Below are 25,756 nucleotides of genomic sequence, written 5' to 3' on the forward strand. Positions count from 1 at the left end.
CACCGTAATTTGACGAACCTAGGAGATCCGCAATGAGCGATAAAACCGTAATTCGCGATGCCTTGCCGGCTGACCATGACGATTGGCTTCGGCTTTGGACTGGCTACAACACGTTCTATGAAGCCAGCGTGCCGCCCGCCACCACCGCCCGGACTTGGCAGCGCATTCTTGACCCCAACTCATCGACGTTCTGCAGGATAGCCGAAGTCGATGGCCGGGTGATCGGTTTCAGCGCCAGCGTTTTGCATGACAGTACCTGGACCGCTGCACCAGGCTGCTATCTGGAAGATTTGTTCGTGGACCCCGCTTGTCGGGGCAAAGGCATCGGACGGAAGTTAATTGAGGATCTGGTGTCCTTGGCCCAGACAAACGGGTGGGCCAGGCTTTACTGGCATACCCGGGACGACAACCCGGCACGCAAGCTGTACGACGAATTTGTCGCCGCAGATCAGTTTGTACGCTATCGACTGCAATTCTGAGCCGATGTCGCGCATTCAGCCATCACCAGTGTCTTCAAGAGATGGTTTTTTCATCTCAATTGTCGTCTCCACTTTTTGATGGGGTCCAGCTTCATTGCGGGGAAAATTCTGCTTCAGCAAGGTTTTTCGCCCATGATCCTGGTTGGCTGGCGCTTTTTCGTCGCAGCCCTTGCAACACTGCCACTGGTTCTTCTGCATTCCAGACAGCTCGGTGCCGCGTTGTTCACTCCGCAAGCCGGATTGCGCGACGCCTCTTTGATGATCCTGATCGGGCTGCTTCAAACGGCAGCCGTCATGGAGTTGCTGTTCTGGGCGATGAAGCATGTCTCTGCCTCGACCGCCGCGATCCTGCATTTTACCCATCCGATCTGGGTAGTGCTGTTCGGACGGGTGCTCCATGGCGAGCCGCTTCGCAGTGCGAGACTCGCGGGGCTGCTTCTCGGTTTTATGGGCGTCGCGCTTGCACTTGCACTTGGCATCAGTCCAGCCATTTTTTCTCACGGAACAAGTTTGACCGGCGAGATCATCGGCCTTGCCTCGGCGCTATGCTGGGCAATCGCAACGCTCGTCAACAAACGTGCCGCTTTGCCGTTCAACTCGTGGGCGTTGAGCTTTTGGCAAATGATGATCGGAGCGCTGGCCATCCTGATCCTTGCTTACAGCAACGGCCTGCGGTGGCCGGACTCAGTGACAGCGGTCCAGTGGGGTTGGTTCCTGTGGCTTGCAATCCCGGCATCGACGGGATCTTTTCGGGCTGTGGTTTGTGGCCCTGAGCAAAGGTGGAGCGGCAAGGGCTAGTGGATTCCTGTTTCTGGCCCCGCTGTTCACGGTCATTCTTGCCTATTTCGTCTTGGATTCTTCAGTTTCCTGGACACAGGCTGCTGGCGGGCTCTTGATCTGCTTGGCGCTATGGCTCATCAACCGGGACTAGATCGAGCACGATATAAATCATGATGGGAGGTGGCAGTGATAGCGGTGATCTTTGAGGTTTTTCCCTCTCGTGGGGGGGCCGAAAAATACTTCGACATTGCAGCGTCTTTAAAAGACGATCTTGAACGAATCGAAGGGTTCATTTCGGTCGAGCGATTTGAAAGCGTGACCTCCAAGGGAAAGTATCTCTCGCTTTCGTTCTGGCGCGATGAACAGGCTGTTCAACAATGGCGTAACCTTGACCAACATCGGAGAGCTCAGGTGTCTGGCCGAAAAGAGGTCTTCGCCGACTGTCGTCTGCGAGTCGCGACAGTGATTCGGGACTACGGACTGAATGAGCGCGACGAAGCGCCGAAAGACAGCCGAGATGTAAATGGATGACACCCCTGACTTCCAGTCATGGATGCACCCAACGATTCATTACTCAAGTTCCTGTTGAACGCCGGGAGCCTGGGGACATTGAACATCCAGCGATGCGCGGTACTGCACGCAACCACGCATGAACTGGGGCCAGTCGGGCACTGCGGGAACGTGCCCGGCCCTTTCGGGAAGCAAGGCCCACAGGTGCGGGTGATACCAGCGCAGATCATGGCCAGACGTGTCCCGGTGGGTACGAATGCCGGTGCGTAACTTTTTCACTTCGTCGATGAGCTGTTCCCGCGTCATCGTGTCGAGGTCTGTGTCCATATTGGCCTCACAAATTTTTTCCGTATTAGCAGGCCTGCCACCAGCACTCAGAACGTCTCCCGGCCACGACACAGGCCGGGAGTGTTGTCCTGCTTCGCGCTGAACCGCCTGGGGCGTCCCGCTTCTGACGGAATATCAAGTCGCCTGCTTGCCAAGTAGCGCGTTAAGCTCCGCGCCGGAGGGGGCACCGGCGAAACCGTCAAACCGGCCTTGCTCGGCGATCAGGCGGGCCGCATTCAAGAAACCGCCCCAAGCTGCGCGGGCCAGCGCGCCACCGACGCTGACGCGCCGAACGCCGAGGTCGGCAAGGTCCTGCAGAGTCAGATCGCTTTCCCAGCCGATGAGTACATTCACTGGCTTGGGTGCAACTGCCGCGACCACCGCGCTGATCTGTTCGCGTGTCTTGATGCCGGGCGCGTACAGACAATCCGCTCCGGCATCTGCGTAAGCCTTCAGGCGCAGGATGGCGTCGTCAAGATCGGGGCGGCCTACAAAGAAGTTCTCCGCCCGACCGATCAGCAGGGCCTCGCCGCCCGTGGCGTCAATCGCAGCGCGTGCCGCACGCATCCGCTCGACCGATTCAGCCAGGCTGCGCAGCGGTGCCTGCGCGTCGCCTGTCGAGTCTTCGATGGAGATGCCTGCCACGCCGGTTTCGACCGCCATACGTACGCTCTCGGCCACGCCCTCGGGTGTGTCGGCAAAGCCGCTCTCGAAATCGGCATTGATCGGCAGGTCGGAGGCCTCGACCATATAGCGCATGTGCGCCAGGGTTTCGTCACGGGAAAGCTGTCCGTCCGCCCGCGCACAAGACCAGGCGTAGCCCGAGCTGGTTGTCGCCAGTGCCTTGAAACCGAGACTAGCCAGCGCACTGGCGCTGCCGGCATCCCACGGGTTCGGCAGCACAAAGCAGCCGGATTGATGTAATGCGCGGAATGCCGCGCGTTTTTGGGCAATGCTCGGACGGCTCATGAATATCTCCTTTGATTATTTGGGGTGGCTGCTAGTGGACAGCCAGAACGGGTTTAGCGGCACTGCGCCGCTCCTGGAAGAGCACGATCACCGTGGTGATGACCATGAAGCAGACAGAAGCCCAGAGCACGCCACTGGCTAACCCGCGGTCGAGCAGGAAACCGAACAGAACCGGCCCGATCACACCCCCGACATTGAATCCAGTGGAGACGATGCCGAACGTCTTGCCCTCTGCGCCGGCCGGCGAAGCGGCACGCACCAGCATGTCACGCGACGGTGCCACGATTCCCGTCAGGAAGCCGATCGCCCCCAGCGCTAGGGCCAACAGCACGGGTGGCAGCGGTATGCCAATGACGATCACAACGAAGACCGCCGCCAACGCGAATGCACCAGCAGCCAGATAGCCGTGCTTTTTTGTTCGGTCTGCAAGTATGCCGCCTGCCAGCACGCCGAAGGCGCTGGCGAACATGAAGACGGTCAACGCCATGTTGGCAGCCGGTAGCGTGACGTCGAACCCCTGGACCAGTGCGGAGACAGAGAATTTCTCGATGGCGCCGGTGCTGAGGCTGAGCATGGCGAACAGCAGCGTCAGGACAGCCAGAGTTCCCAGCGGTGTGGTCAACGGCCTAGCTCTCACCTTGGCCTTTTCTGTGGCCGTCGGGCTTGCCACCTTCGCCGGTTCTGGCGAGCCGAGTCCCACAACGAACAGCCCGATCAGCCCGGCCACGGCAGCGATGGCAAACGACCAACGCGGCTCCCAGGCTAGCGCAACGCCCACCATCAGCGGCGGTGCGAGAGCCGCTCCTAGAAAACCTGCGAAGGTGTGAACGGAGAAGGCCCGCCCCATTCTTTCGGGAACGATGCCCCGCGACAGCAATGAGTAATCGGCGGGGTGATAAACGCCGTTGGCCACCCCAGCGAGCCCCATCGCTACAAGCAGGCAAAGATAGGTCGGGAAGATGGCCAACAGTGCGAAGCTCAGCGAACCGAGCGCCAGCGCTGCCAGCAGCATCCGTCGCGCCCCAGCGCGATCGACGAGAAACCCGAGCGGGGCCTGCACCACGGCAGACACGATGTTGAACACCCCGATTGCGATCCCCAGCTCGACGAAGCTGACCTGCATCGCGGTCGGCAGCAACGGCAACATGGCGGGCACCGCCATGATGTGCAGGTGACTGACCAGGTGGGCGGTTGAGACCTGGGCCAACAGCCCGTTTGATGACGAAGTCATGTTGGACATCCTTGTGGGTCACCGATCCAGTGCGCGAAGCACATTGGCGAGCTTCTTGACTGCGATCTCTAGTTCCTTCGGGGCGTAGGCGGCAAACCCCATGAGAAAGCCGGCCTTGTGCTTGCTCGACGCATGCAGGGGTGTCAGTCCCAGCAAGTCAATGCCGGCACGGCGTGCGGTATCAATGGCCTCCCGCTCCGGGATGTCGCGCACGAAGACGCATGGCATTTGCATGCCGCCATCGGGCACCCTCGGCTCCACGAAGTCGGCCAAGTGCTTGCAGACAAGCCGTTCCAGGGCATCGCGTCGTTCGGCATAAACGCTGCGCATGGCCCGAACATGCGAACCGAAGTGTCCGCCCTCCATGAACCGCGCCAGCGTCAACTGCGGAATGGAGGCGCTATGGCCGTCCTGCAGCGTGCGAGCCACTGTCATTGGAGCGACGAGCTGCGATGGCAGCACCATGTAGCCGATTCGCAGGCCCGGAAACATGGATTTGGTGAATGTTCCAATGTAAATGGTCCGGTCGTGCGCATCGAGGCCTTGCACGCATGCGGTCGGCTTGCCGGCATAGTGGAACTCGCTGTCGTAGTCGTCCTCGATGATCCAGGCTTGGTTCCTATGTGCCCACTCGATGATCGCAAGCCGTCGGTCAAGCGCAAGCGTGGCTCCAGTCGGGAACTGGTGCGATGGGGTCAGAAAAATCGCTTTTGCGGGTTGCGCAGCGTTCTGCAATGACTCGATCCGAATGCCCTGGGCATCCAGAGGAACCGGCACGGATTCGAGGCCCGCTGCATCGAATGCACGACGAGCGCCGTGATAGGCGGGATCTTCGATAAAGACCCGGTCCCCTGCATCGAGCAGCACAGTGGCGCACAGCGACAGCGCCTGTTGCGAACTGGTTAACACCAATATGCGGTCAGGTGTGGCACAGGCTCCGCGTTCGAGGTTGACGTAATCCGCAATAGCCCGTCGCAGTGCCTCCACACCCTGCGGATGGCTGTGTGTCAGGGCCAGCGTTCCATGTTCCTTCAACACCTGACGCTGCAGCCGCTCCCACGTTTGCAACGGGAAGCTTCGCGTCTCCGGCACCCCCGGCGCGAAGGGGCGCGGTGTCAGGGCCTCGCGTACACCGCCGTTCTGGAAGATTGCGGCCCCACGCTGGCTGAGACGTGGTGATTCACGGTACAGCTTTGCCCGCTGGCTCGTGCCTCGCCTCGGAGGCACCTGTGCCCGTTCCGAAACGAAGCTGCCACTACCCACTCGCCGGTCGATAAACCCCTCCGCATGCAATTGGCTGTACGCAGCTTCGACCGTGTCCCGCGAAACGCCCAGTGACTGCGCCAGCGCCCGCGAAGCGGGCAAGGGCCGACCGACATCCAGCGCGCCGTCCAGGATCAATTGCCGGATCGCACGCTGAATGCGGGCGTGCAGCGACAGGGCGCCGTGAGCGGGGTCACCTATCCAGGCTTTGACAGATTCGAGTTGAGCGTGCTTGAACAATTGGCAGGTATCTCATCGTGAAATTGGCATGATTATTCCTACCATTTTAAGGCTAAAATTGGCTGTCAACAAGGCTTAGGAGACATCGACAGGTCATGCCATTTTTTATCTCCTGCGTCCGCTCGGCGCGCGTGTTCCCCAAATCATTTTTAGCGATGGAGCGTTGATATGCCGCTCGAACTCGTTCTTTCCCTACTGGCTGGCGCGGCTGCTGGCGGCTTCGTCAATGGCCTCGCCGGGTTCGGCACTGCCTTGTTGTCTCTCGGCATATGGCTGCAGGTCATGCCGCCCTGGCAGGCCGTCTCCATCGTGGCAGCCATGTCCGTCGTCAGTGGTGTTCAAAGCCTGTGGTTTATCCGAGGCGAGTTGGGAAGCGGTACCCTGCGTCTCCCGCGCTTTCTGTTGCCCGCTTTGATTGGCATACCGCTCGGCGCTGCAACCCTGGAATTCATCAGCGCGCCATTGCTGAAATTGGTGATCGCCGGCTTCATGCTGCTCTACGGGGCCTTCTTCGCATTTCGCCGATCACTGCCTCATCTGGCGCGCCCCATGCCGAAGACAGACGCTCTGGTTGGCTTCTGCGGTGGCTTCCTTGGGGGGGCGGCTTCGCTTTCGGGCGCGTTACCGACCATGTGGTGCGCCATGCAACCCTGGACCAAAGGGGAGACGAGCGCAGTACTGCGTCCTTACAACGTGGTGATCCTCGGGATCGCGGTCGGGATTTTTTCCTGGCAGGGGTATTACACGCGGGACACATTGATTCTAATGGCTATTGCATTACCCGCCACGATCGTCTCGTCTCAGATTGGCATTGCCGTTTTTCGCAGGCTTTCCGACCAACAGTTCAGACGCCTGCTGATCTGGCTGCTGTTCAGTGCGGGTGCGCTTTTGGCACTGCGCGAACTCGCTTGATTCGCTGCGACAGATTTCAATGGGCACCGCGTCATCTCCAGCGACCTGATCAGATGGTTTAGCCATGAGTGCGAACGGACTTTGTTCCGCTTGCATGCCTTTGCTGGTACAGCAGAGCCTATTCATGGGGAGGTCGTTCTTCTTTTTTCTGCGGCACTCCGGGGCATGCCAATCGCTGCGATCAACCTGTAGCCGCGCTCGGGATGACTAACACAGCAACGCCGGCAAGGTTTCAGTGTCCCGCCGCAGGCGTGACTTGCGCATCGGCCATGCACTCCTTACCGCCCAGCGCGCACATGGCGGGCAAGCCTGGGTTGACCCCGAGCAATCGCCAATTGGTATGTACAACACAAAAAAAGTGGATGGGCGCAGCAGGCCATTTTCAGATTAAAATATAATTCCTAATAAAGGTTCCTGGAACCGAGTCCGCAGGAGTTATGAAAAAACCATGTCATCCGCAACCCCACCTTCATCTATAAGGCTACGTGATCTTATCCACCCGATCGTCGCCGGCCTGATTTCGGTCATCGTCAATTACGGCGGCACGTTCATTCTGGTGTTCCAGGCTGCCAAAGTGGCCGGCCTCAGCCCGGAGCTGACGGCCTCGTGGGTGTGGTCGATTTCGATCGGTGTTGGGGTGACGGGGATCATGCTGAGCTGGATCGCCCGCGAGCCGATCATCACGGCCTGGTCCACGCCAGCAGCGGCGTTCCTGGTCACGGCGCTGGCCACCACGCCCTATACGGAGGCGGTCGGTGCGTACCTGATTTCCGCAGCGGCTTTCGTTCTGCTCGGCCTGTCGGGCTACTTCGAGAAGGTCATCCGGCTGATTCCGCCCGGTGTGGCCGCCGGGCTGCTGGCGGGCATCCTGCTGCAGTTCGGGATTGGTGCCTTCGGCGGCATGAGCGTTGATCCACTACTGGCAGGCCTGCTGATCGTCGCCTACGTCGTGTTGAAACGGTTCACGGCACGCTATGCGGTGGTCGGCATTTTGGTGCTGGGACTGGCTTTCCTGCTGATCCAGGACCGTGTCGATCTGTCCGGCCTGGCGTTGAAGTTCGCGGCACCGGTTTTCACCATGCCATCGTTCTCGCTCAACGCCTTGCTGAGCGTGGCGTTGCCGCTGTTTCTCATCACCCTGACCGGCCAATACATGCCCGGCATGCTGGTGCTGCGCAATGATGGGTTCAAGACCAGTGCCAATCCCATCGTGACGGTCACCGGGCTAGGCTCGCTGCTGATGGCACCGTTCGGCTCGCACGCCTTCAATATCGCTGCGATCACGGCGGCAATCTGCACGGGGCGCGAGGCACATGAAGATCCGTCCAAGCGCTGGATCGCCGGTATCGCAGCGGGCGTGTTCTACATCCTCGTCGGCGTGTTCGGTGTGACGCTGGCCGCCGTTTTCATGGCGTTCCCGGCAACGTTCATCACCACCCTGGCGGGCCTCGCGCTGCTGGGCACCATCGGCGGTAGCCTGGCCAGCGCCATGGCCGATGCCAAGACCCGGGAAGCCTCGCTGATCACCTTTCTGGCCGCTGCGGCCAACATCACGATGCTGGGCATTGGCGGTGCCTTCTGGGGTCTGCTGATCGGACTGGTGGCCTACGCCGTGCTCAACGGTCGGTGGTCGCGTCCCAAGCCGCAGATCGAGGCGGCCCCCACTTCTGTACCGACAGCGAGCAAAGGAGCGGCCGACTGATGCAAACCTCGGCCGTCACGCAGACCAGTCACGACCAGCACGGCCTGTACCCGCAGGCGATTACGGTCGAGGACTTCCGCCGGAATCTGGTGAAGGTGCGCGAACGCATCGACATAGCCTCTCGCCGCGCCGGCCGCGACCCTGCGAACGTGCGTCTGCTGCCTGTCAGCAAGACCTTTGATGAGGCGCACATCCGCCTGGCCTACGCCGCCGGTTGCCGCCAGCTCGGCGAGAACAAAGTGCAGGAAGCCCACCGCAAGTGGACTGCTATGGCAGACCTGGCTGACCTTCAGTGGTCGGTCATCGGCCACCTGCAGACCAACAAGGCCAAACTGGTGGCCGCCTTTGCAACGGAGTTCCAGGCGCTCGACAGCTTGCGTGTCGCCGAGGCGTTGGACCGCCGCCTGCAGGTTGAGGGGCGTTCGCTGGACGTTTTCGTTCAGGTCAACACGTCCGGCGAGGCCAGCAAGTACGGGTTGCAGCCGCAAGAGGTGTTGTCGTTCGTCAAAGAACTGCCGGCATTCACAGCTTTGCGTGTGCGGGGCTTGATGACGCTGGCGTTGTTCTCCAGCGAAGCCGAGCGAGTGCGGCAGTGCTTCATCCTGCTGCGAAACCTGCGCGATCAGTTGCGCGAAGGCGCACCAGCGGGCATTGGGCTGGAAGAACTGTCCATGGGGATGTCAGGCGACTTCGAGATCGCCATTGAGGAAGGCGCCACCGTCGTGCGCGTCGGCCAGGCCATTTTTGGTGCCCGCAGTACCCCTGACAGCCACTACTGGCCTGCGGGCTCAACCACTGAGGAACCACCGTCATGAAGACCGTCATCGCCATTCACCACGTTTGCTTCGAGGACCTGGGTACGCTGGAGCCTTTGCTCGAAGCCCGGGGCTACGCCATCCGCTATGTGGATGCCACGGTCGATGACCTGCGCACGCTCGATGTGGTGACCCCGGATTTGCTGGTCGTGCTCGGCGGCCCGATCGGTGCCTTCGATGAGGCACTTTATCCGTTCATCGCCGACGAGTTGAACTTGTTGCACAAGCGACTGGAGAGCCGGAAAGCGCTGTTGGGCATTTGCCTGGGGGCGCAGTTGATAGCGCGCGCGCTGGGCGCTCATGTCGCCCCAATGGGCGTCAAGGAAATCGGCTATGCCCCCTTGAAGCTGACTGCGGAAGGACAGGACTCGCCGCTGGGAGCGCTCGGCGATGTACCTGTGCTGCACTGGCATGGCGACCAGTTCGACATCCCGGCGGGTGCAGTGCGCCTGGCGGCTACGGACGTCTGCTCCAACCAGGCATTTGCGCTTGGGCATCATGTCCTCGGGCTTCAGTTCCATCTGGAAGCCGATGCGCGGCGGATCGAACGCTGGCTGGTCGGCCATAGCTGTGAACTCGCGCAATCGGGGATCGACGTGCTCGGACTTCGCGCCCGAGCCCATGCGCTGCAGACCCAGTTGCCGGCCGCCGCTTCTGCGGTGCTCTCTCGTTGGCTTGATGCGGCTGAACCAGATCCCCAACGAGGCCGACCATGAGAGCGGCGTCATTTTCCGAAGAAAGACAGCCGCTTAAGATCGACGTTGTTTCAGTGCAATCGCAAGTGGTTTATGGGCGCGTTGGAAACAATGCTGCCGTGCCCACGCTGGAAGCCCTTGGCTTGACCGTGGCTGCCGTGCCGACCGTGGTGCTGAGCAACATCCCGAGCTATCCCTCGATCCACGGCGGCGCACTCCCTGTCGAATGGTTCGACGGCTACTTGCAGGACTTGACCGCGCGTGGTGCGTTGAATGCGCTGCGTGCCGTCCAAGTGGGGTATCTCGGAAACGCCGGCCAGGCGGTAGCGCTGCGCGCCTGGATCGAGACCCTGCTCGCGAATCGGCCCCACCTGCGCGTTGTCATCGACCCCGTGATCGGCGATCAGGAGCACGGAATCTACAGCGCCGAGGGGATCGCTGACGTTTACAGAGGCGGGTTCACCGCACTGGCAAACGGCTTGACGCCCAACGCTTTTGAACTGGCCTGCCTGACGGGCATGCCTGTGGATGATCTCCAGAGCGTGGTGTTCGCAGCAAGGTCTTTGCTTGCCGGACGTACCGAATGGGTCGCTGTGACCAGCGCAGTTCCAGATGCCTGGACGCCGGATGAGATGTGGATCGTCGTGGTGACCGAAGGGCAAGTGCATTTGATCAGGCATCCGCGTGTCGCTGTTGCACTGGCCGGTACAGGCGACCTGTTCAGCGCCTGCTTGAGCGGGCACTGGCTAAACGGAGTGGCGTTGGAAGCCGCCGCTGCAATGGCTTGTGAGCATGTCGTTCGCGCCTTGCGTATCACCGAGCTGGCACAAGCCAAGGAGCTTGTGCTCCCGCGATGGTCTTTCGAGCCGGAGCCAGAGGAAATCTTCATCCACGACATCACGGCGGACTTCAGGCACCTGACGTGCGCTTTCGCTGAGCCCAAGGAACCATCATGACCAACCCCTCTTACTTGATGCGGGCCTATGCTCGCCAACCTGTCTCCTTCACGCGGGGGAGCGGCGCGCGCCTCTGGGACCAGCAGGGCGTCGAATACCTGGATGCCATTGCCGGCGTCGCCGTGACCAGCCTCGGGCATGCGAACACAGAAATCGCCCAGGTCATCGCCGAGCAGGCCAGCACGCTGCTGCACACCTCCAACGTGTTTCGCATTGACTGGCAGGAGCAACTGGGCGAGCGTCTGTGCGCATTGACGGGAATGGAGAAGGCCTTCTTCTGCAACTCCGGCGCGGAGGCGAACGAGGCCGCGTTGAAGCTGGCACGGCTGTACGGCCACCGCAAGCAAGTGGCTCAGCCGCAGATCCTGGTGATGGAGAACGCCTTCCATGGCCGCACCATCGCCACGCTTACCGCGACCGACAACCCAGCCAAGCAGCAAGGCTTCGAGCCGTTGCTGCCCGGGTTTCTGCGCGTGCCCTTCAACGATATCGACGCGGTGCGCCGGGTGGCCGAGCAGTCGCCCGACATCGTGGCGGTACTGATCGAACCCGTACAAGGCGAAGGCGGCATTCGTGTGGCCGACGCGGCGTACCTGCAGGCCTTGCGCACGCTGTGCGATCAGCAGGGGTGGCTGCTCATGCTCGATGAAATCCAGTGCGGCATGGGCCGCACCGGCGCGTGGTTCGCGCATCAGCACACCGGCATTGTCCCCGACGTCATGACGGTGGCCAAAGCACTGGGCAATGGCTTTCCCATCGGCGCCTGCCTGGCACGCGGAGAAGTGGCCGACCTGCTGTCACCCGGCCAGCACGGCACGACTTTCGGCGGCAATCCGTTGGCCTGCCGCGTGGGTTGCACCGTACTCGACATCATGGCGCGGGACGACTTGCCCAAGCGAGCCGCGACCCTGGGAGATCGCTTGCTTTCCGGTCTGCGCGACGCGCTGTCCGGCCACCCCGAGGTCGTCACGATCCGGGGCCTGGGCCTGATGGTGGGAATCGAACTGAACCGGGACTGCAAGGAGCTGGTCGGCCGTGCCTTGAACGAGCAGCACCTGCTTATCACGGTGACCCGGAACTCCACCATCCGGCTGCTGCCCGCCCTGATCTGCGACGACGCGCAGATCGACGACATCGTCGCGCGCGTTGCGGCTCTGTTGTCGCCGGAAGCGCCCACGTATCCGGGCACTGCTGCGCTGGCCGAACACATGGAGCCGACAACATGAAACCCGAGTCGATCTACAACCAACCGGACGCCGACGGATTCTTCGGCCGCTACGGGGGGAGCTTCATCAGCGAGACCCTGGCTCAAGCGGTGGAAGAGCTGCAGCAGGCCTATCTGTTCTACCGCGATGACCCTCATTTTGTCGTCGGGTTTCAGGAGGAACTGGCTGACTACGTTGGCCGTCCCTCTCCGGTGTACTACGCCCGGCGTCTCAGCGAACAAACGGGCGGTGCGCGCATCTTCCTCAAGCGGGAAGACCTCAACCACACCGGCGCGCACAAGATCAACAACGTGATCGGGCAGGCCATGCTTGCCCAGCGCATGGGCAAGCGACGCATCATCGCCGAGACAGGCGCGGGCCAGCACGGCGTTGCCACTGCAACGATCTGCGCGCGCTATGGCCTGGAATGCGTGATCTACATGGGCAGTGAGGATATCCGCCGGCAAAGCCCCAACGTCCAGCGCATGGAGCTGCTGGGCGCGACCGTGGTGCCGGTCGAGAGTGGCAGCCGCACGTTGAAGGACGCCATGAACGACGCGATCCGCGATTGGGTCACCAACGTCGATGACACCTTCTATCTGATTGGCTCGGTGGCTGGCATGCACCCGTACCCGACGATGGTGCGGGATTTCCAGACGGTGATCGGCAAGGAGTGTCTGTTGCAGATGCCGGCGCTGTTCAAGCGCCTTGGCATGGCGAAGGAACACCCTGACGTGGTGGTCGCCTGCGTCGGCGGCGGCAGCAACGCCATCGGCATTTTTCACCCCTACATCGAGCACGAGGCCGTGCGCCTGGTCGGTGTCGAAGCGGCGGGTCTCGGTTTGGAGACCGGCCAGCACGCCGCGTCAATCCAGCGCGGCAGCGCAGGCGTGCTGCACGGCAGCCGGTCCCTCGTGCTGCAGGACGATCACGGACAGGTGCAACACACCCACAGCATCAGCGCCGGCCTCGATTACCCCGGTGTCGGGCCAGAACATGCCTGGCTCCATGAGATCGGCCGCGTCGAATACGTCGGTGCCACCGACGATGAAGCCCTGCATGCCTTTCATCTACTGAGCCGTGTGGAGGGGATCATTCCCGCGCTGGAGGCCAGCCACGCCGTTGCCCACGCCGTCAAGCTCGCGGCAACGCTGCCGCAGGAGCAGGTCATTCTGGTGAACCTGTCAGGACGCGGTGACAAGGATATGGACACGGTGATGGCCCAAACCGGGAGAGACAAACGATGAGCAGGCTCCAGGCCACCTTCAAGCGTCTGCAGCAGGAAGGGCGCAAGGCCCTCATTCCCTATGCCACGGCCGGCTATCCCTATGCGGACATCACCCCCGCGTTGATGCACGTGCTGGTCGAGGCCGGCGCTGACGTCATCGAGCTGGGCGTGCCGTTCTCCGACCCGTCTGCGGATGGCCCAACGATTCAGGCAGCCTCTGAACGCGCCTTGCAGCAGGGCATCGGTCTGCCGCAGGTGCTTGAACAGGTGCGGCAGTTCCGCCAGTCCGATACCACCACGCCCGTGGTCCTGATGGGATATGCCAATCCCATCGAACGCTACGACCAGATTCGCCAATCAGGCGCTTTCGCCGCAGATGCCGCTGCCGCAGGTGTCGATGGCGTGCTCGTGGTGGATTACCCGCCGGAGGTGGCGGGTGGCCTTGGCGCACAACTGCGCCAGCACGGCATCGACTTGATTTTCCTGTTGGCACAGACCTCGACCGAGCGGCGCATTCGGCAGGTTGCCGAACGTGCGAGCGGCTATGTGTATTGCGTGTCGATCAAAGGCGTCACCGGGGCCAAGACCTTGGACATCGACCAGGTCAAGGCAACGCTGGCTCGGATTCGCCAGCACGTGCGGATTCCTGTCGGTGTCGGCTTCGGTATCCGCGATGCCCACACCGCACGCCAGATCGCCCAGGTCGCCGATGCCGTCGTGATCGGCTCCTGGCTGATCGAAAGACTGGACGGCAAGCCAGCGGCGGATGCCCTGGCGGCCGCCAGCGACCTGATCCGCTCTGTCCGCAGACAACTGGAACTGGACGTCCCCGAGCAGACGTCCGGCCCTAAAACCAAGAACGCCAAACCATAGGAGTATTGCCATGTATGACTCATCCCTGACTCTCACCCAATTCGATCCCGAACTGGATCAAGCCGTCCAGAAAGAAGAACGACGCCAGGAAGACCACGTCGAGCTGATCGCCTCGGAGAACTACGCCAGCCCGTTGGTGATGGCAATTCAAGATTCGGTGTTCACCAACAAATACGCCGAAGGCTATCCCGACAAGCGCTACTACAGTGGTTGCGAAAACGTGGACGTCGCCGAACGGCTGGCGATCGAGCGGGCAAAGCAACTGTTCGACTGCGACTACGCCAACGTACAGCCTCACGCCGGTGCGCAGGCCAACGCTGCGGTGTACCTGGCGCTGACCAACCCGGGCGATACCGTGATGGGGATGAATTTGGCTCAGGGCGGGCACCTGACCCACGGGAATCCTTCCAATTTCTCCGGCCGGCACTACAAGATCGTGCCCTATGGTCTGGACCCCGAAACGGGCCTCATCGACTACGACGAAATGGAGCGCATCGCGCTGGAAACCCGGCCCAAGATGCTGATCGGTGGCTTCTCGGCGTATTCGCGGCACAAGGACTGGGCACGCATGCGTGCCATCGCCGACAAAGTCGGCGCGATCTTCTGGGTGGACATGGCGCACGTGGCAGGCCTGGTGGCCGCTGGTGAATACCCGAATCCGCTGCCCCACGCCCATGTGGTGACCAGCACCACCCACAAGACGCTGCGCGGGCCGCGCGGTGGCCTCATCCTGGCCAAAGGACAGAGCGAGGACTTCTACAAGAAGCTCAACTCGGCCGTGTTCCCTGGAATCCAGGGCGGCCCGCTGATGCACGTCATCGCCGCGAAGGCGGTGGCGTTCAAGGAAGCGCTGTCTCCTGCGTTCAAGACCTACCAGAAGCAGGTCGTGACGAACGCCAGGGCCATGGCTGCGGTGCTCCAGCAGCGCGGCTACAAGATCGTCTCGGGCGGTACCGACAACCACTTGATGTTGATCGACCTGTCCGACAAGCCTTACACCGGCAAGGATGCGGATGCGGCCCTGAGCAATGCCTACATGACGGCAAACAAGAACTCGGTTCCCAACGACCCGCGCTCGCCTTTCGTGACCTCGGGCGTGCGCATCGGCACGCCCGCGGTGACTACTCGCGGTTTTGGTGTCCCCGAGTGTGAAGAACTTGCCGGGTGGCTATGCGATGTGCTCGACGGGTTGGAAAGCGGCACTTGCGACCAGGTCACGCAGCAGGTGCGCGACAAGATCGTGGCGCTGTGCCGCCGCTTTCCTGTGTACGAATAAACAACGCACGCACCTTGAAAAATTGCCGCAAAAACGGGATCGACCAGAGCGATGTAGCGCATTCATAGTTGTGGAGGAACTGGACCAATGGAATTACGCCACCTTCGTTGTTTCCTGGCTGTCGCCGAGGAACTCCACTTCGCCCGTGCAGCGGAAAAGCTGCACATCGAGCAATCGCCGCTGTCGCGCGCCATCAAAGAGCTGGAAGAAGATCTGGGCGAACAGTTGTTTGTGCGCACCAGCCGCAGCACCCGGCTGACGCGTGCAGGCAAATTGTTCCTGGAGCATGTCCCGCGTGTTTTCACCGCTCTGGAACAGGCGCGAGATAGTGTAAAAGCGGCGGCCAACGGTTTTCACGGGCAATTAAGAATTGCGCTGTCGGATGGCGTGACGCCTTCGCGACTGCCGACCCTGTTGGCGATGTGTCGTCAGGAGGAACCGGAGGTGGAAATACGCCTGTTCGAGGTACCTCTGTCCCAGCAACTCAAGGGATTGCAGGATGACCTGTACGATGTCGGGTTTGCTCAATCCGATGAAGTGGGTGAAGGCATTGTGGTTGAGGCGGTCTGGACCGATCCCATCATGGTTGCCGTGCCGTCCCGCCATCCCTTGTTGACCCACAAGCGCATTCCATTGGAGGAAGTGCTGCGTTACCCCTTGGTGCTGTGCGATCCACAAGCCTGTGAGGGCCATGCGCGCCAGATTGACCGGCTGCTGCGACGGGTGGAACAAGAGCCCATGATTGCCGAGCGCGTCGCGTCGTGTGACTTGATGATGGCGCTGGTGTCGGCGGGGTTTGCCTTGGGGTTGGCGGGCGCAGCACATATTACCGCCAGCCGTGAGTCGGGCGTGGTCGCCCGGCCTCTGTCGGGACGTTCGCCGATGCTGACGACCTATTTGCTGCACCGGGAAGCGGAGACGTCGGAGGTTCTGTCCCGTTTCGTCAAACGGGTACAGGCCATCGAGTTCCCGGATGCCGCAATACCTGTTCACCCAAGTGAATCTGATCCCGAAGAGGAGGTTGAGCCATGAAACACGCTATTCTTTTGTCGCTGGTAATCACGCTGAGCGCCTGCAATCCCTCGGAGCCTCCTACTCAGGAGACAACTGGGACTGCTAACATCCCCAACGTGGATGAGTTGGTTGCCGACCCTGATCGACTGAAGGCACTGCGCCAGCAGTGCAAGACCGACCGGCCAACGCTGGGCGACGTATTGTGTAACCGGGTAGCCGAGGCCACGCGCAAGCGCTTCTACGGTGATGGTGATACCCCCTATACACCGCCGGAAGATTCGCCGTCATTCTGATTGTCTGCCATTTACAAAAAATTCTGCTTTTTCTAGCTGACACGCCGCAGCGCGCCCGCGCCTGCCGTGCTTATATGGCTCATTCTCCTGCCTGAAACGATGTTTTTTGCATCACCTATCTGTCGATAACGGTCTTTGACCGGCACTGGCCCGGCACCGATCCTCGTCTTATGCGGCACATCCTTGTGTCCTAATTAAACGAGGTATCACAAAGGTATCGGGAGCCATTCAATGCAGACTCAGGGCGTATTATTCGGACAGATCGCAGCCGTTTTCGGTATCGTGAACGCCGGTGTGTGGAGTGCCACTCAGTGGACCGCTGCCGCCCTGGGCTATCAGCCCCGCCTTGGCTTACCCTGGTTCGACCTCTTCGGCACGCCGATCTACCTTCCCTGGAAACTGTTTGAATGGTGGTTCTTCTTCGGCGCCTACGCGCCGGAGGTGTTCGACACCGGCGGTGCTATTGCGGGCGGCAGTGGCCTGGTGGCCGTTGTGGTGGCTATCGCCATGTCGGTATGGCGATCCAGGCAATCCAAACAGGTCACCACCTACGGTTCGGCGCGCTGGGCCAATGACACCGATATCCGCAAGGCGGGACTCTCGCAGCCGGTGGGTGTGTTCCTGGGCCTGCACAATGACCAGTACCTGCGCCATGAAGGCCCTGAACATGTATTGGCCTTTGCACCGACCCGCTCGGGCAAGGGCGTCGGTCTGGTGGTACCCACCTTATTGAGCTCGCCGGCGTCGGTGGTCATCCACGACATCAAGGGCGAGAACTGGCAGCTTACCGCGGGCTGGCGTTCACGCTTTTCACATTGCCTTCTTTTCAATCCCACGGATTCCAACTCGGCGGGTTACAACCCGCTGCTGGAAGTCCGGCGTGGTGCCCATGAAGTGCGCGACGTGCAGAACATTGCCGACATCCTGGTCGATCCCGAAGGCGCGCTGGAGCGGCGTAATCACTGGGAGAAAACTAGCCATGCGCTCTTGGTGGGTGCCATTCTGCATGTGCTATATGCTGGTGAGGACAAGACCCTGCGGGGCGTTGCCAATTTCCTCTCCGATCCGGCGTGCCCGTTCGAGCTGACCCTGCACCGGATGATGACCACCAAGCATTTGGGTGACGCACCACACCCTGTCGTGGCTTCCGCCGCACGCGAGGTGCTCAACAAGGCGGACAACGAACGCTCCGGCGTGCTCTCCACCGCCATGTCGTTCCTGGGGCTGTACCGCGATCCCACGGTGGCGGAGGTTACATCGCGCTGCGACTGGCGCATCGCTGACCTCATCGCCGCTGAACATCCGGTCTCGCTGTACCTGGTGGTGCCACCATCGGACATCAGCCGCACCAAGCCGCTGATCCGATTGATCCTCAATCAGATCGGGCGACGACTCACCGAATCCCTTGACGGCTCAGACGGTATCGAGCGCCGCCACAAGCTGTTGTTGATGCTGGATGAGTTTCCGGCGCTGGGTCGACTGGATTTCTTCGAGACCGCCTTGGCCTTCATGGCTGGCTACGGCATTCGCAGCTTCCTGATTGCGCAGTCGCTTAACCAGATCGACAAAGCTTACGGTCAGAACCATTCGATTCTGGACAACTGCCATGTGCGGGTGACCTTCGCCACCAATGATGAACGCACTGCCAAGCGTATTTCCGAGACATTGGGGACCGCCACTGAACTGCGCGCCCAGCGCAACTACGCCGGCCACCGGCTTGCCCCCTGGCTGGGCCATCTGATGGTGTCGCGCCAGGAAACAGCCCGACCGCTGCTGACGCCTGGAGAGGTGATGCAGCTTCCGCCAAACGAGGCCGTGGTGATGGTATCCAGCGTGGCACCGATCAAAGCCCAAAAGCTGCGCTATTACGCGGACGCCAATTTTAAGCAACGTGTACTGCCACCGCCTGATCTGGCCGATGCGTCCCAGGTCGAGCGTTATGCCGATGCACCTCCCTTGCGGCCAGATGACTGGAGCGAGTTGGAGATTCCAACCACACCCGCAGCATCGGTTGAAGCATCCACTGACGGTTTGGGTAGCGAGGACGACGGCGGGCCTCGTCGTCAGCCTGAGTTGTCCGACAGTGTCGCCTACGACCCTGAGCAGGAGCCGGCAATCAGTGACCTGACGCTATTGGATGACGACGACCCGGCGCCAGTGCTTCCTCAGCAACTTGACCCGGCCATGCAGCGCGCGGCGCGGCTGGCGTCCCTCGACCCGGATGATGGAATCCTGCTATGAGCCGATACCGCCTGAATCTCTTTATCCAACCCGAACACGCCAGGCGCTTAGATGAGCTGGCCGCCAAGAAAGGTGTCTCGAAATCCAGCATTGTCGCGGCAGCCCTGGCGTCCTGGTTGTCACCGGACGCCGCCGACCAGCGCGAGGCTGCCATCGCCAAGCGGCTGGATCGGCTGTCACGCCAGTTCGAAAAGCTGGAGCGCGATCAGAACATTGAGATAGAGACCCTGGCGCTGTTCGTGCGCTACTTCCTGACGGTGAGCACACCAGTGCCAGAAGCGCATCAGGATGCGGCCCGCGCCCAGGGCAAAGCTCGCTTTGAGCAATTCGTTGAACAGCTTGGTCGACATCTGCTGCGGGGGCGCAGCCTGGTCCGTGATGTGGTGGAGGAGTTGCACCCCGAGCCCGTGCGTATGGATGACACCTCAGCGCCCTATGAATCAGCGGAACACACGGGGGAGCCTCTGTCATGAACGCCTCGTCCGCGTCCACGGCATCATTGGATCGGCGCATCCAGATGCTACGCACGGCGATGGGGCCGTTGATTGCCGCCGCGCTGGAAGACCCGGACGTGGTGGAAATCATGCTTAACCCCGACCACACACTATGGGTGGACCGCCTGTCCACCGGTCGTGCACCAATGGGAGCGGAACTGTCCACCGAAGACGGTGAACGCATCATACGGTTGGTGGCCGCCCATGTGGGTGCAGAAGTACATCGCGGTCAGCCTCTGTTATCCGCCGAGCTTCCGGAAACCGGCGAACGCTTTGAAGGCATCCTGCCGCCCGCTGCGCCGGGGCCGGCCTTCGCCTTACGCAAACGCGCTGTGGGCGTGATTCCGCTGGCGCGCTACATCGCCGACGGCATGATGACCGCGCAACAGGCCGAGTTTCTGCGTTGTGCGGTAGGTGAGCGCCAGAACATTTTGATTGCCGGTGGCACCAGCACGGGCAAGACCACGCTGGCCAACGCCTTGTTAGCGGAGATCGCCACCACTGGCGACCGCGTTTTGGTGCTCGAAGACACCATCGAGCTGCAATGCGCCGCCCGCGATCACGTGCCTTTGCGTACCCGTGCCGGAGTGGTGAGCATGAGCGAACTGGTGCGCGCCACCATGCGGCTGCGCCCCGATCGTGTGGTGGTCGGCGAGGTACGCGGTGGCGAAGCACTGGATCTGGTCAAAGTCTGGGGTACGGGTCATCCCGGTGGCATTGCCACCATTCACGCAGGCTCTGCGCTTGGCGCGCTTCTGCGTCTGGAGCAACTGATTCTTGAAGTGGTGGTGAATCCACCGCGTCCTCTGATCGCCGAAGCAGTCAATGTCGTGATTCATATCGCTGGACGTGGCCGCAAGCGCCGTATTGCAAGTATTGCCCGTGTAATAGGCTTCGATTCAACGGGTTACTGCCTCACGGACGTACTGCCTATCGTGCCGACATCTTCCGATCCCACCCCGTCCACTGATCAAACAGGAGAGCCGCTATGACCGTACTTGTTACTTTACGTATTTCTGATCACCCATTGTCTGTCCTGGCGCGATTGCGCCCATTGGCCGCCCTTGCTGGACAAGGGCTGTTGCTGGCAGTGTTGATGCTCCTGCTGACCAGCACAGCACAGGCTGCCGGCTCCTCCATGCCCTGGGAAGGGCCGCTGCAATCCATTCTGGATTCTATCCAGGGGCCGGTGGCACGCATTGTCGCGGTGATCATCATCATTGCCACGGGGCTGGCGCTGGCCTTTGGCGATTCCAGCGGGGGCGCCCGCAAACTGATCCAAATCGTGTTCGGACTCTCCATTGCCTTCGCCGCTTCGTCATTCTTTCTGTCGTTCTTCAGCTTCTCGGGCGGGGCGGTGGTATGAGCACTGCCAACGACCATGCAACAGGGTTTGCCCCCGGCTTTGAGATTCCGCTGCACCGTTCGCTGACCGAGCCGATTCTGCTGGGCGGTGCACCGCGCACCGTGGCCATCGCCAACGGAACCCTGGCTGCTGCAGTGGGGCTGGGCCTGCAATTGTGGATTCCAGGGCTGGTGCTGTGGATCGTCGGTCATTCGCTGGCGGTGTGGGGTGCACGAATTGATGCCCAGTTCATGCAGGTCTTCGCCCGGCACATCAAACACAAGCCGCTACTGGACGTGTAAGGAGATGCCGAGATGCTGAACCTCACCGAATATCGCCAGCGTCCCGTGCTGCTGGCCGACTGGTTGCCCTGGGCCGGACTGGTGGCCCCCGGTGTTGTGTTGAACAAAGACAGCAGTTTTCAGCGCACGGCGCGGTTTCGTGGTCCGGATCTTGATAGTGCAACACAAGGCGAAATGATTGCCACCACCGCACGGCTCAACAACGCGCTGCGACGGTTGGGATCGGGTTGGGCGCTGTTCATTGAGGCCGAACGCCAGCCAGCGGCGGACTACCCGCAGTCTGATTTTCCTGAGGCGCTGTCCTGGTTGGTGGATGAAGAGCGTCGCGCGGCCTTCGAGGAAGCGGGCCAGCACTTTGAAAGCAACTACCACCTCACACTGCAATACCTACCGCCGGAAGAATCCCATGCCCGCGCCGCCAGGATGCTGTACGAAAACGCCCCCGGCGAGGGTGTGGATTGGCGGGGTCGGCTGGATGCCTTCGTGGCGGAAACTGATCGCGTGTTTGATCTGCTCGATGGAGTGATGCCAGCCATTGCCTGGCTGGATGACAGCCAGACACTGACCTACCTGCACGGGACAATCTCGACACACCGCTACGAGATCGGTGTTCCCGAGGTGCCGTTTCACCTGGATGCGCTGCTGACAGACTGCCCACTGGTCGGCGGGTTGGCGCCGACACTCGGCGATCACCACCTGCGCGTGGTATCGGTGCGCGGCTTCCCGACCTCGACCTGGCCGGGCATTCTGGATGACCTCAACCGCTTGGGCTTCGCCTACCGCTGGAGCACGCGCTTTCTCTGCCTCGACAAGGCCGAGGCGGAAAAGGCACTGGGTCGCTTGCGCCGCCAGTGGTTCGCCAAGCGCAAGAACGTGGTGGCGCTACTGCGCGAAACCATTTTCCAGCAGGAAAGCCCATTGGTGGATACCGACGCCAACAACAAGGCGGCGGACGCCGATGCCGCCTTGCAGGAATTGGGTAGCGATCTAGTCGCTTTCGGCTACCTGACGGCCACGGTCACCGTGATGGACACGGATGCCGACCTGGCCGACGAGAAGCGGCGCATGGTCGAGCGTGTGATTCAGGGCCGTGGTTTTGTCACCATTCCCGAAACGCTCAACGCGGTGGACGCCTGGTTATCTTCCATTCCCGGTAATGCCTACGCGAATGTGCGCCAACCCCTCGTCTCGACGCTGAACCTGGCGCACCTGATGCCGGTGTCGGCGGTATGGGCGGGGCCGGAGAGGAACGATCACCTGGATGGCCCGCCGCTGATCGTTACCCGTACCGATGGTGCTACACCGTTCCGACTGGTAACGCACATCGACGACGTGGGGCACACCCTCGTCGTGGGGCCGACCGGCATGGGCAAGTCGGTGTTGCTGGCCACACTGGCGATGCAGTTCCGCCGTTATCCCGGTTCGCGCATCTTTGCGTTTGATATGGGCCGCTCGATGCGCGCCACCATTCTGGGCCTGGGCGGCGAACATTACGACCTGGGAGCCGATGGCGGCATTGCCTTCCAGCCGCTCGCACAAATCGAGCTGGCCAGCTACCGCACCTGGGCCGCCGAGTGGGTGGAAGGTCGCTTGCTGCACGAGGGTGTTGCCATTGGCCCTGACGAGAAGGCGGCCATCTGGTCGGCGCTGGAGAGTCTCGCAGGGGCGCCAGTGGAGCAACGCACGATGACCGGTCTGTCCGTGCTGTTGCAATCCAACGCCCTGCGTCAGGCGCTCGCACCCTATGCGTTGGGTGGAGCCCACGGCAAGCTGCTGGATGCTGACCACGATCGGCTCGGCAGCGCCGAGGTGCAGGGTTTCGAGATGGAAGAGCTGATGCACAGTAAGGCGGCGGTGCTGGCTGTACTGGGCTATCTGTTCGCGCGTTTTGACGAACGCTTTGATGGTGCCCCCTCGTTATTGATTCTTGATGAGTCCTGGCTGTTCCTCGATGACCCGGTGTTTGCCGCGCGCATCCGCCAGTGGCTGAAGACGCTGCGCAAAAAGAATGTCAGCGTTATCTTCGCCACGCAGTCGCTGGCCGACATCAAGGATTCCAGCATTGCGCCGGCCATTATCGAAAGCTGCGCCAGCCGCATCTTCCTGCCCAACCCGCAGGCCACCGAGCCGCAGATCCGTACCATTTACGAGGGGTTTGGTCTCAACAGCCGGCAAATCGAGATCGTCGCTACCGCGCAGCCCAAGCGCGATTACTACTACCAGTCGCGGCTGGGCAATCGCCTGTTTGACCTCGATTTGGGAGCGGTTGCACTGGCGTTTGCAGGAGCTTCCACACCGCAGGACCAACGCGCCATCGACCGTGTGCTGCTGGATGCTGGCGAGCCGGGGTTCGCCGGTGCCTGGCTGCGTCATCGCGGTCTCGACTGGGGCGCTGATCTGCTGCCGTCGTTTCCGGGTTGTCCGCCAGTGATTGATTTCAGTTCCAACACCCAACCACCGGAGGTTCCATCATGAAGATTCAACATCGTTTATTGTCAGTGCCGTTGGCAGCAGTGTTGTCGATAGCGCTCTTGGTAGTACAGCCTGCCGCCGCCTTCACCGTGTTCGATCCCTCGAACTTTGTGCAGAACACCCTGACGGCCATTCGCACGCTGGAGCAGATCAATAACCAGATCAATCAGCTTCAGAACGAAGCACGGATGCTGACGAACCAGGCCCGCAATCTGGCGGGGCTGGATTTCAACGTCGTCAGCCGGCTGCGCTCGACGCTGGCCACCACCGAACGCCTAATCGCCGAGGCGCAAGGGTTGGCCTATGACGTGCAGAACCTCGACCGCGAGTTTGCACAACTCTACCCGGAAGAATACGCCGCGACGGTCAGTGGCGATCAGATGTATCAGGATGCCCAGCAACGCTGGCGGCACACCCTTGACGGGGTGCACACCGCGATGAGGGTACAAGCGCAGGCGTCGCAGAATCTGGCACATGACGAAAGCGCGTTGGCTGACCTGGTGAATGAGAGCCAGGCGGCAGAAGGCGCCTTGCAAGCCATGCAGGCGACCAATCAGCTTCTGGCCTTGCAGGCCAAGCAGTCGATCCAGGCGCAACAGCTTCAGATCACCCAGGAGCGGGCCGCCGCATTGGAGTTGGCGCGCCAGGCAGCCGCCACCGAGCGAGCCCGTGAAGTGCGGCGACGCTTTCTTGGTACCGGCACACCCTATACGCCGCAACGCGTGGATTTCTATTCCAACTGATAGGGCCGGGATATGAACGACGTGACGGTCATCGACCGCTTCCTGAATACCTTCTCTACCTACATCGACTCGGGGTTTGGGTTGTTGCAGGGCGAGGTCGCGTTCCTGACTGCCACACTGATCATCATCGATATGACTCTCGCCGGTTTGTACTGGGCGATGAGCCACGCCACCGGTCAGGGCGAAGACGTGATCGCCAGGTTGCTGCGCAAGGTGCTTTATGTCGGTGCCTTCGCCTACATCATTGGCAACTTCAACGGGTTGGCAGGGATCGTGTTTCGTTCTTTTGCAGGTCTTGGTCTGACGGCCACTGGCTCGTCATTAACGATGGAGCATTTCCTGCAACCGGGGCGACTGGCCAAGACAGGCATCGACGCAGCAGCGCCAATTCTGGAACAAATTGGCGAGATGGCAGGCTTCCCCGAGGTCTTCGTCAATCTCGATCCCATCGTGGTGATGTTCCTCGCCTGGTTGGTGGTGATCCTGTGCTTCTTCATCATGGCGATCCAGCTCTTCATCACCCTCATCGAGTTCAAGTTGACCACGCTGGCGGGTTTTGTGCTGGTGCCGTTTGCCCTGTGGAACAAGACCGCGTTTCTTGCCGAGAAGGTGCTGGGCAACGTGGTGTCTTCCGGCGTCAAGGTGCTGGTGCTGGCCGTGATCGTTGGTATTGGCACGGGCCTGTTCGCGGAATTCCAGGTGCACCCGGACGAGCCGTCCATCGACCATGCACTGGTTCTGATGTTGGCATCGCTCGCGTTGCTGGCGTTGGGCATCTTCGGACCAGGCATCGCCACCGGGCTGATTTCTGGTGGGCCGCAACTGGGTGCCGGGGCTATGGCGGGTGCCACCATCGGTGCTGCTGGAACCGCCATGGCCGTGGGTGCTGCTGCCACAGGCGTGGGTGGCGCAGTACTGGCCGGGGCTCGGATGGCTCCGGCTGCTGCCCGATTGGCCGGTTCCGGCGCACGGACGGCTACCTCGACCCTTGGCAGCGCCCGTTCTGCATTCCAGTCCGGTTCGGCTGCCACCGGTGGTGGTCTCAAGGGGACAGCAGCGGGCCTTGGCAATGTTGCCAGGTCCGGCGCTCAGGCTGCCGGGCGAAGTACGGTCTCTCGTGCTTCCGCTGCCGGGCAGCGTATGACGGCTCCTTTTCGGGCGGGCTGGAACGGCTCGTCGCCTGATGATAGTTCGGGCGGCAGCATCACTGGCATGAGCCAGACCGCCGCATCCCCAGCCCAACAACAACCCGCTTGGGCCAAACGCTTGCACCGCCGCCAGCAGATCACCCAGGCCGCCACGACGTCGGCACATACCCTGCGCGGTGGCGACAGTGGCGGTGCGGGTTCTGGCCCAAGTTTGCGTAATCAAGATGAATGAGGCGATACCTG

27 protein-coding genes are annotated in these 25,756 nt (G+C 61.4%); 23 read left to right on the forward strand and 4 right to left on the reverse strand.

The genetic code is table 11. The features are described 5' to 3' along the window. The first annotated feature begins 32 nt into the window (after positions 1–32). The 4 genes from Q668_RS10080 to Q668_RS10090 all read left to right on the forward strand — a co-directional run bounded on the left by Q668_RS10080 (position 33) and on the right by Q668_RS10090 (position 1,790). Positions 33–479, forward strand: coding sequence for a GNAT family N-acetyltransferase (locus tag Q668_RS10080; RefSeq protein WP_022989491.1), 447 nt, complete (start codon positions 33–35; stop codon positions 477–479). 78 nt (positions 480–557) lie between these two features. Beyond that, positions 558–1,277, forward strand: coding sequence for a DMT family transporter (locus Q668_RS10085; RefSeq protein WP_022989492.1), 720 nt, complete (start codon positions 558–560; stop codon positions 1,275–1,277). Beyond that, positions 1,243–1,410, forward strand: a complete 168-nt coding sequence (locus Q668_RS17775) for an EamA family transporter (protein ID WP_197708354.1) — start codon at positions 1,243–1,245, stop codon at positions 1,408–1,410. Before Q668_RS10085 ends, Q668_RS17775 begins: the two co-directional genes overlap by 35 nt. Positions 1,411–1,445: 35 nt before the next feature. Further along, complete coding sequence (locus tag Q668_RS10090) at positions 1,446–1,790, forward strand: antibiotic biosynthesis monooxygenase family protein (protein ID WP_022989493.1); 345 nt, start codon at positions 1,446–1,448, stop codon at positions 1,788–1,790. 39 nt (positions 1,791–1,829) lie between these two features. On the opposite strand, the gene Q668_RS10095 is transcribed toward Q668_RS10090, so the two are convergent. The 4 genes from Q668_RS10095 to Q668_RS10110 form a co-directional block, all read right to left on the reverse strand. Next, positions 1,830–2,096, reverse strand: a complete 267-nt coding sequence (locus Q668_RS10095; protein ID WP_022989494.1) for a hypothetical protein — start codon at positions 2,094–2,096, stop codon at positions 1,830–1,832. Positions 2,097–2,231: 135 nt separating this feature from the next. Beyond that, positions 2,232–3,065, reverse strand: a complete 834-nt coding sequence (locus Q668_RS10100; protein ID WP_022989495.1) for an isocitrate lyase/PEP mutase family protein — start codon at positions 3,063–3,065, stop codon at positions 2,232–2,234. A 31-nt stretch (positions 3,066–3,096) separates the two neighbouring features. Then, positions 3,097–4,296 (reverse strand): MFS transporter, encoded by a 1,200-nt coding sequence (locus Q668_RS10105; RefSeq protein WP_022989496.1) that lies wholly within the window; start codon positions 4,294–4,296, stop codon positions 3,097–3,099. An 18-nt stretch (positions 4,297–4,314) separates the two neighbouring features. Beyond that, positions 4,315–5,799 (reverse strand): PLP-dependent aminotransferase family protein, encoded by a 1,485-nt coding sequence (locus Q668_RS10110; protein WP_022989497.1) that lies wholly within the window; start codon positions 5,797–5,799, stop codon positions 4,315–4,317. Between the two features lie 168 nt (positions 5,800–5,967). Between Q668_RS10110 and Q668_RS10115 the strand changes: the two genes are divergently transcribed. The 19 genes from Q668_RS10115 (at position 5,968) to trbL (ending at position 25,745) form a co-directional block, all read left to right on the forward strand. After that, positions 5,968–6,711: a sulfite exporter TauE/SafE family protein gene (locus Q668_RS10115; protein ID WP_022989498.1), complete on the forward strand. Its 744-nt coding sequence runs from the start codon at positions 5,968–5,970 to the stop codon at positions 6,709–6,711. Between the two features lie 448 nt (positions 6,712–7,159). Continuing rightward, positions 7,160–8,413, forward strand: a complete 1,254-nt coding sequence (locus tag Q668_RS10120) for a benzoate/H(+) symporter BenE family transporter (RefSeq protein ID WP_022989499.1) — start codon at positions 7,160–7,162, stop codon at positions 8,411–8,413. After that, a complete protein-coding gene (locus Q668_RS10125) occupies positions 8,413–9,228 on the forward strand; it encodes a YggS family pyridoxal phosphate-dependent enzyme (RefSeq protein ID WP_022989500.1) in 816 nt (271 codons plus the stop codon). Before Q668_RS10120 ends, Q668_RS10125 begins: the two co-directional genes overlap by 1 nt. Next, entirely contained in the window at positions 9,225–9,944 is a 720-nt protein-coding gene (locus tag Q668_RS10130; protein WP_022989501.1) for a glutamine amidotransferase, read from the forward strand. The genes Q668_RS10125 and Q668_RS10130 overlap by 4 nt, the downstream gene beginning before the upstream one ends. Continuing rightward, positions 9,941–10,879, forward strand: a complete 939-nt coding sequence (gene pdxK / locus Q668_RS10135) for a pyridoxine/pyridoxal/pyridoxamine kinase (RefSeq protein WP_022989502.1) — start codon at positions 9,941–9,943, stop codon at positions 10,877–10,879. The genes Q668_RS10130 and pdxK overlap by 4 nt, the downstream gene beginning before the upstream one ends. After that, the gene (locus Q668_RS10140) at positions 10,876–12,105 is read left to right on the forward strand and encodes an aspartate aminotransferase family protein (protein ID WP_022989503.1); all 1,230 of its coding nucleotides are present in this window, start codon (positions 10,876–10,878) and stop codon (positions 12,103–12,105) included. The genes pdxK and Q668_RS10140 overlap by 4 nt, the downstream gene beginning before the upstream one ends. Then, positions 12,102–13,331, forward strand: a complete 1,230-nt coding sequence (gene trpB, locus Q668_RS10145) for a tryptophan synthase subunit beta (RefSeq protein WP_022989504.1) — start codon at positions 12,102–12,104, stop codon at positions 13,329–13,331. The genes Q668_RS10140 and trpB overlap by 4 nt, the downstream gene beginning before the upstream one ends. Further along, positions 13,328–14,185, forward strand: a complete 858-nt coding sequence (gene trpA, locus Q668_RS10150; RefSeq protein ID WP_022989505.1) for a tryptophan synthase subunit alpha — start codon at positions 13,328–13,330, stop codon at positions 14,183–14,185. Before trpB ends, trpA begins: the two co-directional genes overlap by 4 nt. A 10-nt stretch (positions 14,186–14,195) precedes the next feature. Then, complete coding sequence (gene glyA, locus Q668_RS10155; protein WP_022989506.1) at positions 14,196–15,461, forward strand: serine hydroxymethyltransferase; 1,266 nt, start codon at positions 14,196–14,198, stop codon at positions 15,459–15,461. An 87-nt stretch (positions 15,462–15,548) separates the two neighbouring features. Further along, the gene (locus Q668_RS10160) at positions 15,549–16,493 is read left to right on the forward strand and encodes a LysR family transcriptional regulator (RefSeq protein ID WP_022989507.1); all 945 of its coding nucleotides are present in this window, start codon (positions 15,549–15,551) and stop codon (positions 16,491–16,493) included. Next, entirely contained in the window at positions 16,490–16,768 is a 279-nt protein-coding gene (locus Q668_RS10165; RefSeq protein ID WP_036219694.1) for a hypothetical protein, read from the forward strand. The genes Q668_RS10160 and Q668_RS10165 overlap by 4 nt, the downstream gene beginning before the upstream one ends. A gap of 231 nt (positions 16,769–16,999) precedes the next feature. Beyond that, a complete protein-coding gene (locus Q668_RS10170) occupies positions 17,000–19,009 on the forward strand; it encodes a conjugal transfer protein TraG (RefSeq protein ID WP_022989509.1) in 2,010 nt (669 codons plus the stop codon). After that, a complete protein-coding gene (locus tag Q668_RS10175; RefSeq protein WP_022989510.1) occupies positions 19,006–19,482 on the forward strand; it encodes a ribbon-helix-helix protein, CopG family in 477 nt (158 codons plus the stop codon). Before Q668_RS10170 ends, Q668_RS10175 begins: the two co-directional genes overlap by 4 nt. After that, positions 19,479–20,495, forward strand: a complete 1,017-nt coding sequence (trbB, locus tag Q668_RS10180) for a P-type conjugative transfer ATPase TrbB (protein ID WP_036219696.1) — start codon at positions 19,479–19,481, stop codon at positions 20,493–20,495. The genes Q668_RS10175 and trbB overlap by 4 nt, the downstream gene beginning before the upstream one ends. Then, positions 20,492–20,869, forward strand: coding sequence for a TrbC/VirB2 family protein (locus Q668_RS10185; protein WP_036219698.1), 378 nt, complete (start codon positions 20,492–20,494; stop codon positions 20,867–20,869). Before trbB ends, Q668_RS10185 begins: the two co-directional genes overlap by 4 nt. Then, positions 20,866–21,150, forward strand: a complete 285-nt coding sequence (locus Q668_RS10190; protein WP_022989513.1) for a VirB3 family type IV secretion system protein — start codon at positions 20,866–20,868, stop codon at positions 21,148–21,150. The genes Q668_RS10185 and Q668_RS10190 overlap by 4 nt, the downstream gene beginning before the upstream one ends. A 12-nt stretch (positions 21,151–21,162) precedes the next feature. Then, positions 21,163–23,625 carry a conjugal transfer protein TrbE gene (gene trbE, locus Q668_RS10195; RefSeq protein ID WP_022989514.1) on the forward strand — a complete coding sequence of 821 codons (2,463 nt, stop codon included), beginning with the start codon at positions 21,163–21,165 and terminating at the stop codon, positions 23,623–23,625. Beyond that, a complete protein-coding gene (gene trbJ / locus Q668_RS10200; RefSeq protein ID WP_022989515.1) occupies positions 23,622–24,365 on the forward strand; it encodes a P-type conjugative transfer protein TrbJ in 744 nt (247 codons plus the stop codon). Before trbE ends, trbJ begins: the two co-directional genes overlap by 4 nt. 12 nt (positions 24,366–24,377) lie before the next feature. Then, on the forward strand, positions 24,378–25,745 hold the full coding sequence (gene trbL, locus Q668_RS10205; RefSeq protein ID WP_022989516.1) for a P-type conjugative transfer protein TrbL: 1,368 nt from the start codon (positions 24,378–24,380) through the stop codon (positions 25,743–25,745). Positions 25,746–25,756: the final 11 nt, after the last annotated feature.

It is taken from the genome of Marinobacter sp. ES-1 (genome assembly GCF_000475255.1).
In the GTDB taxonomy this organism is placed as follows: Bacteria; Pseudomonadota; Gammaproteobacteria; order Pseudomonadales; family Oleiphilaceae; genus Marinobacter; species Marinobacter vinifirmus.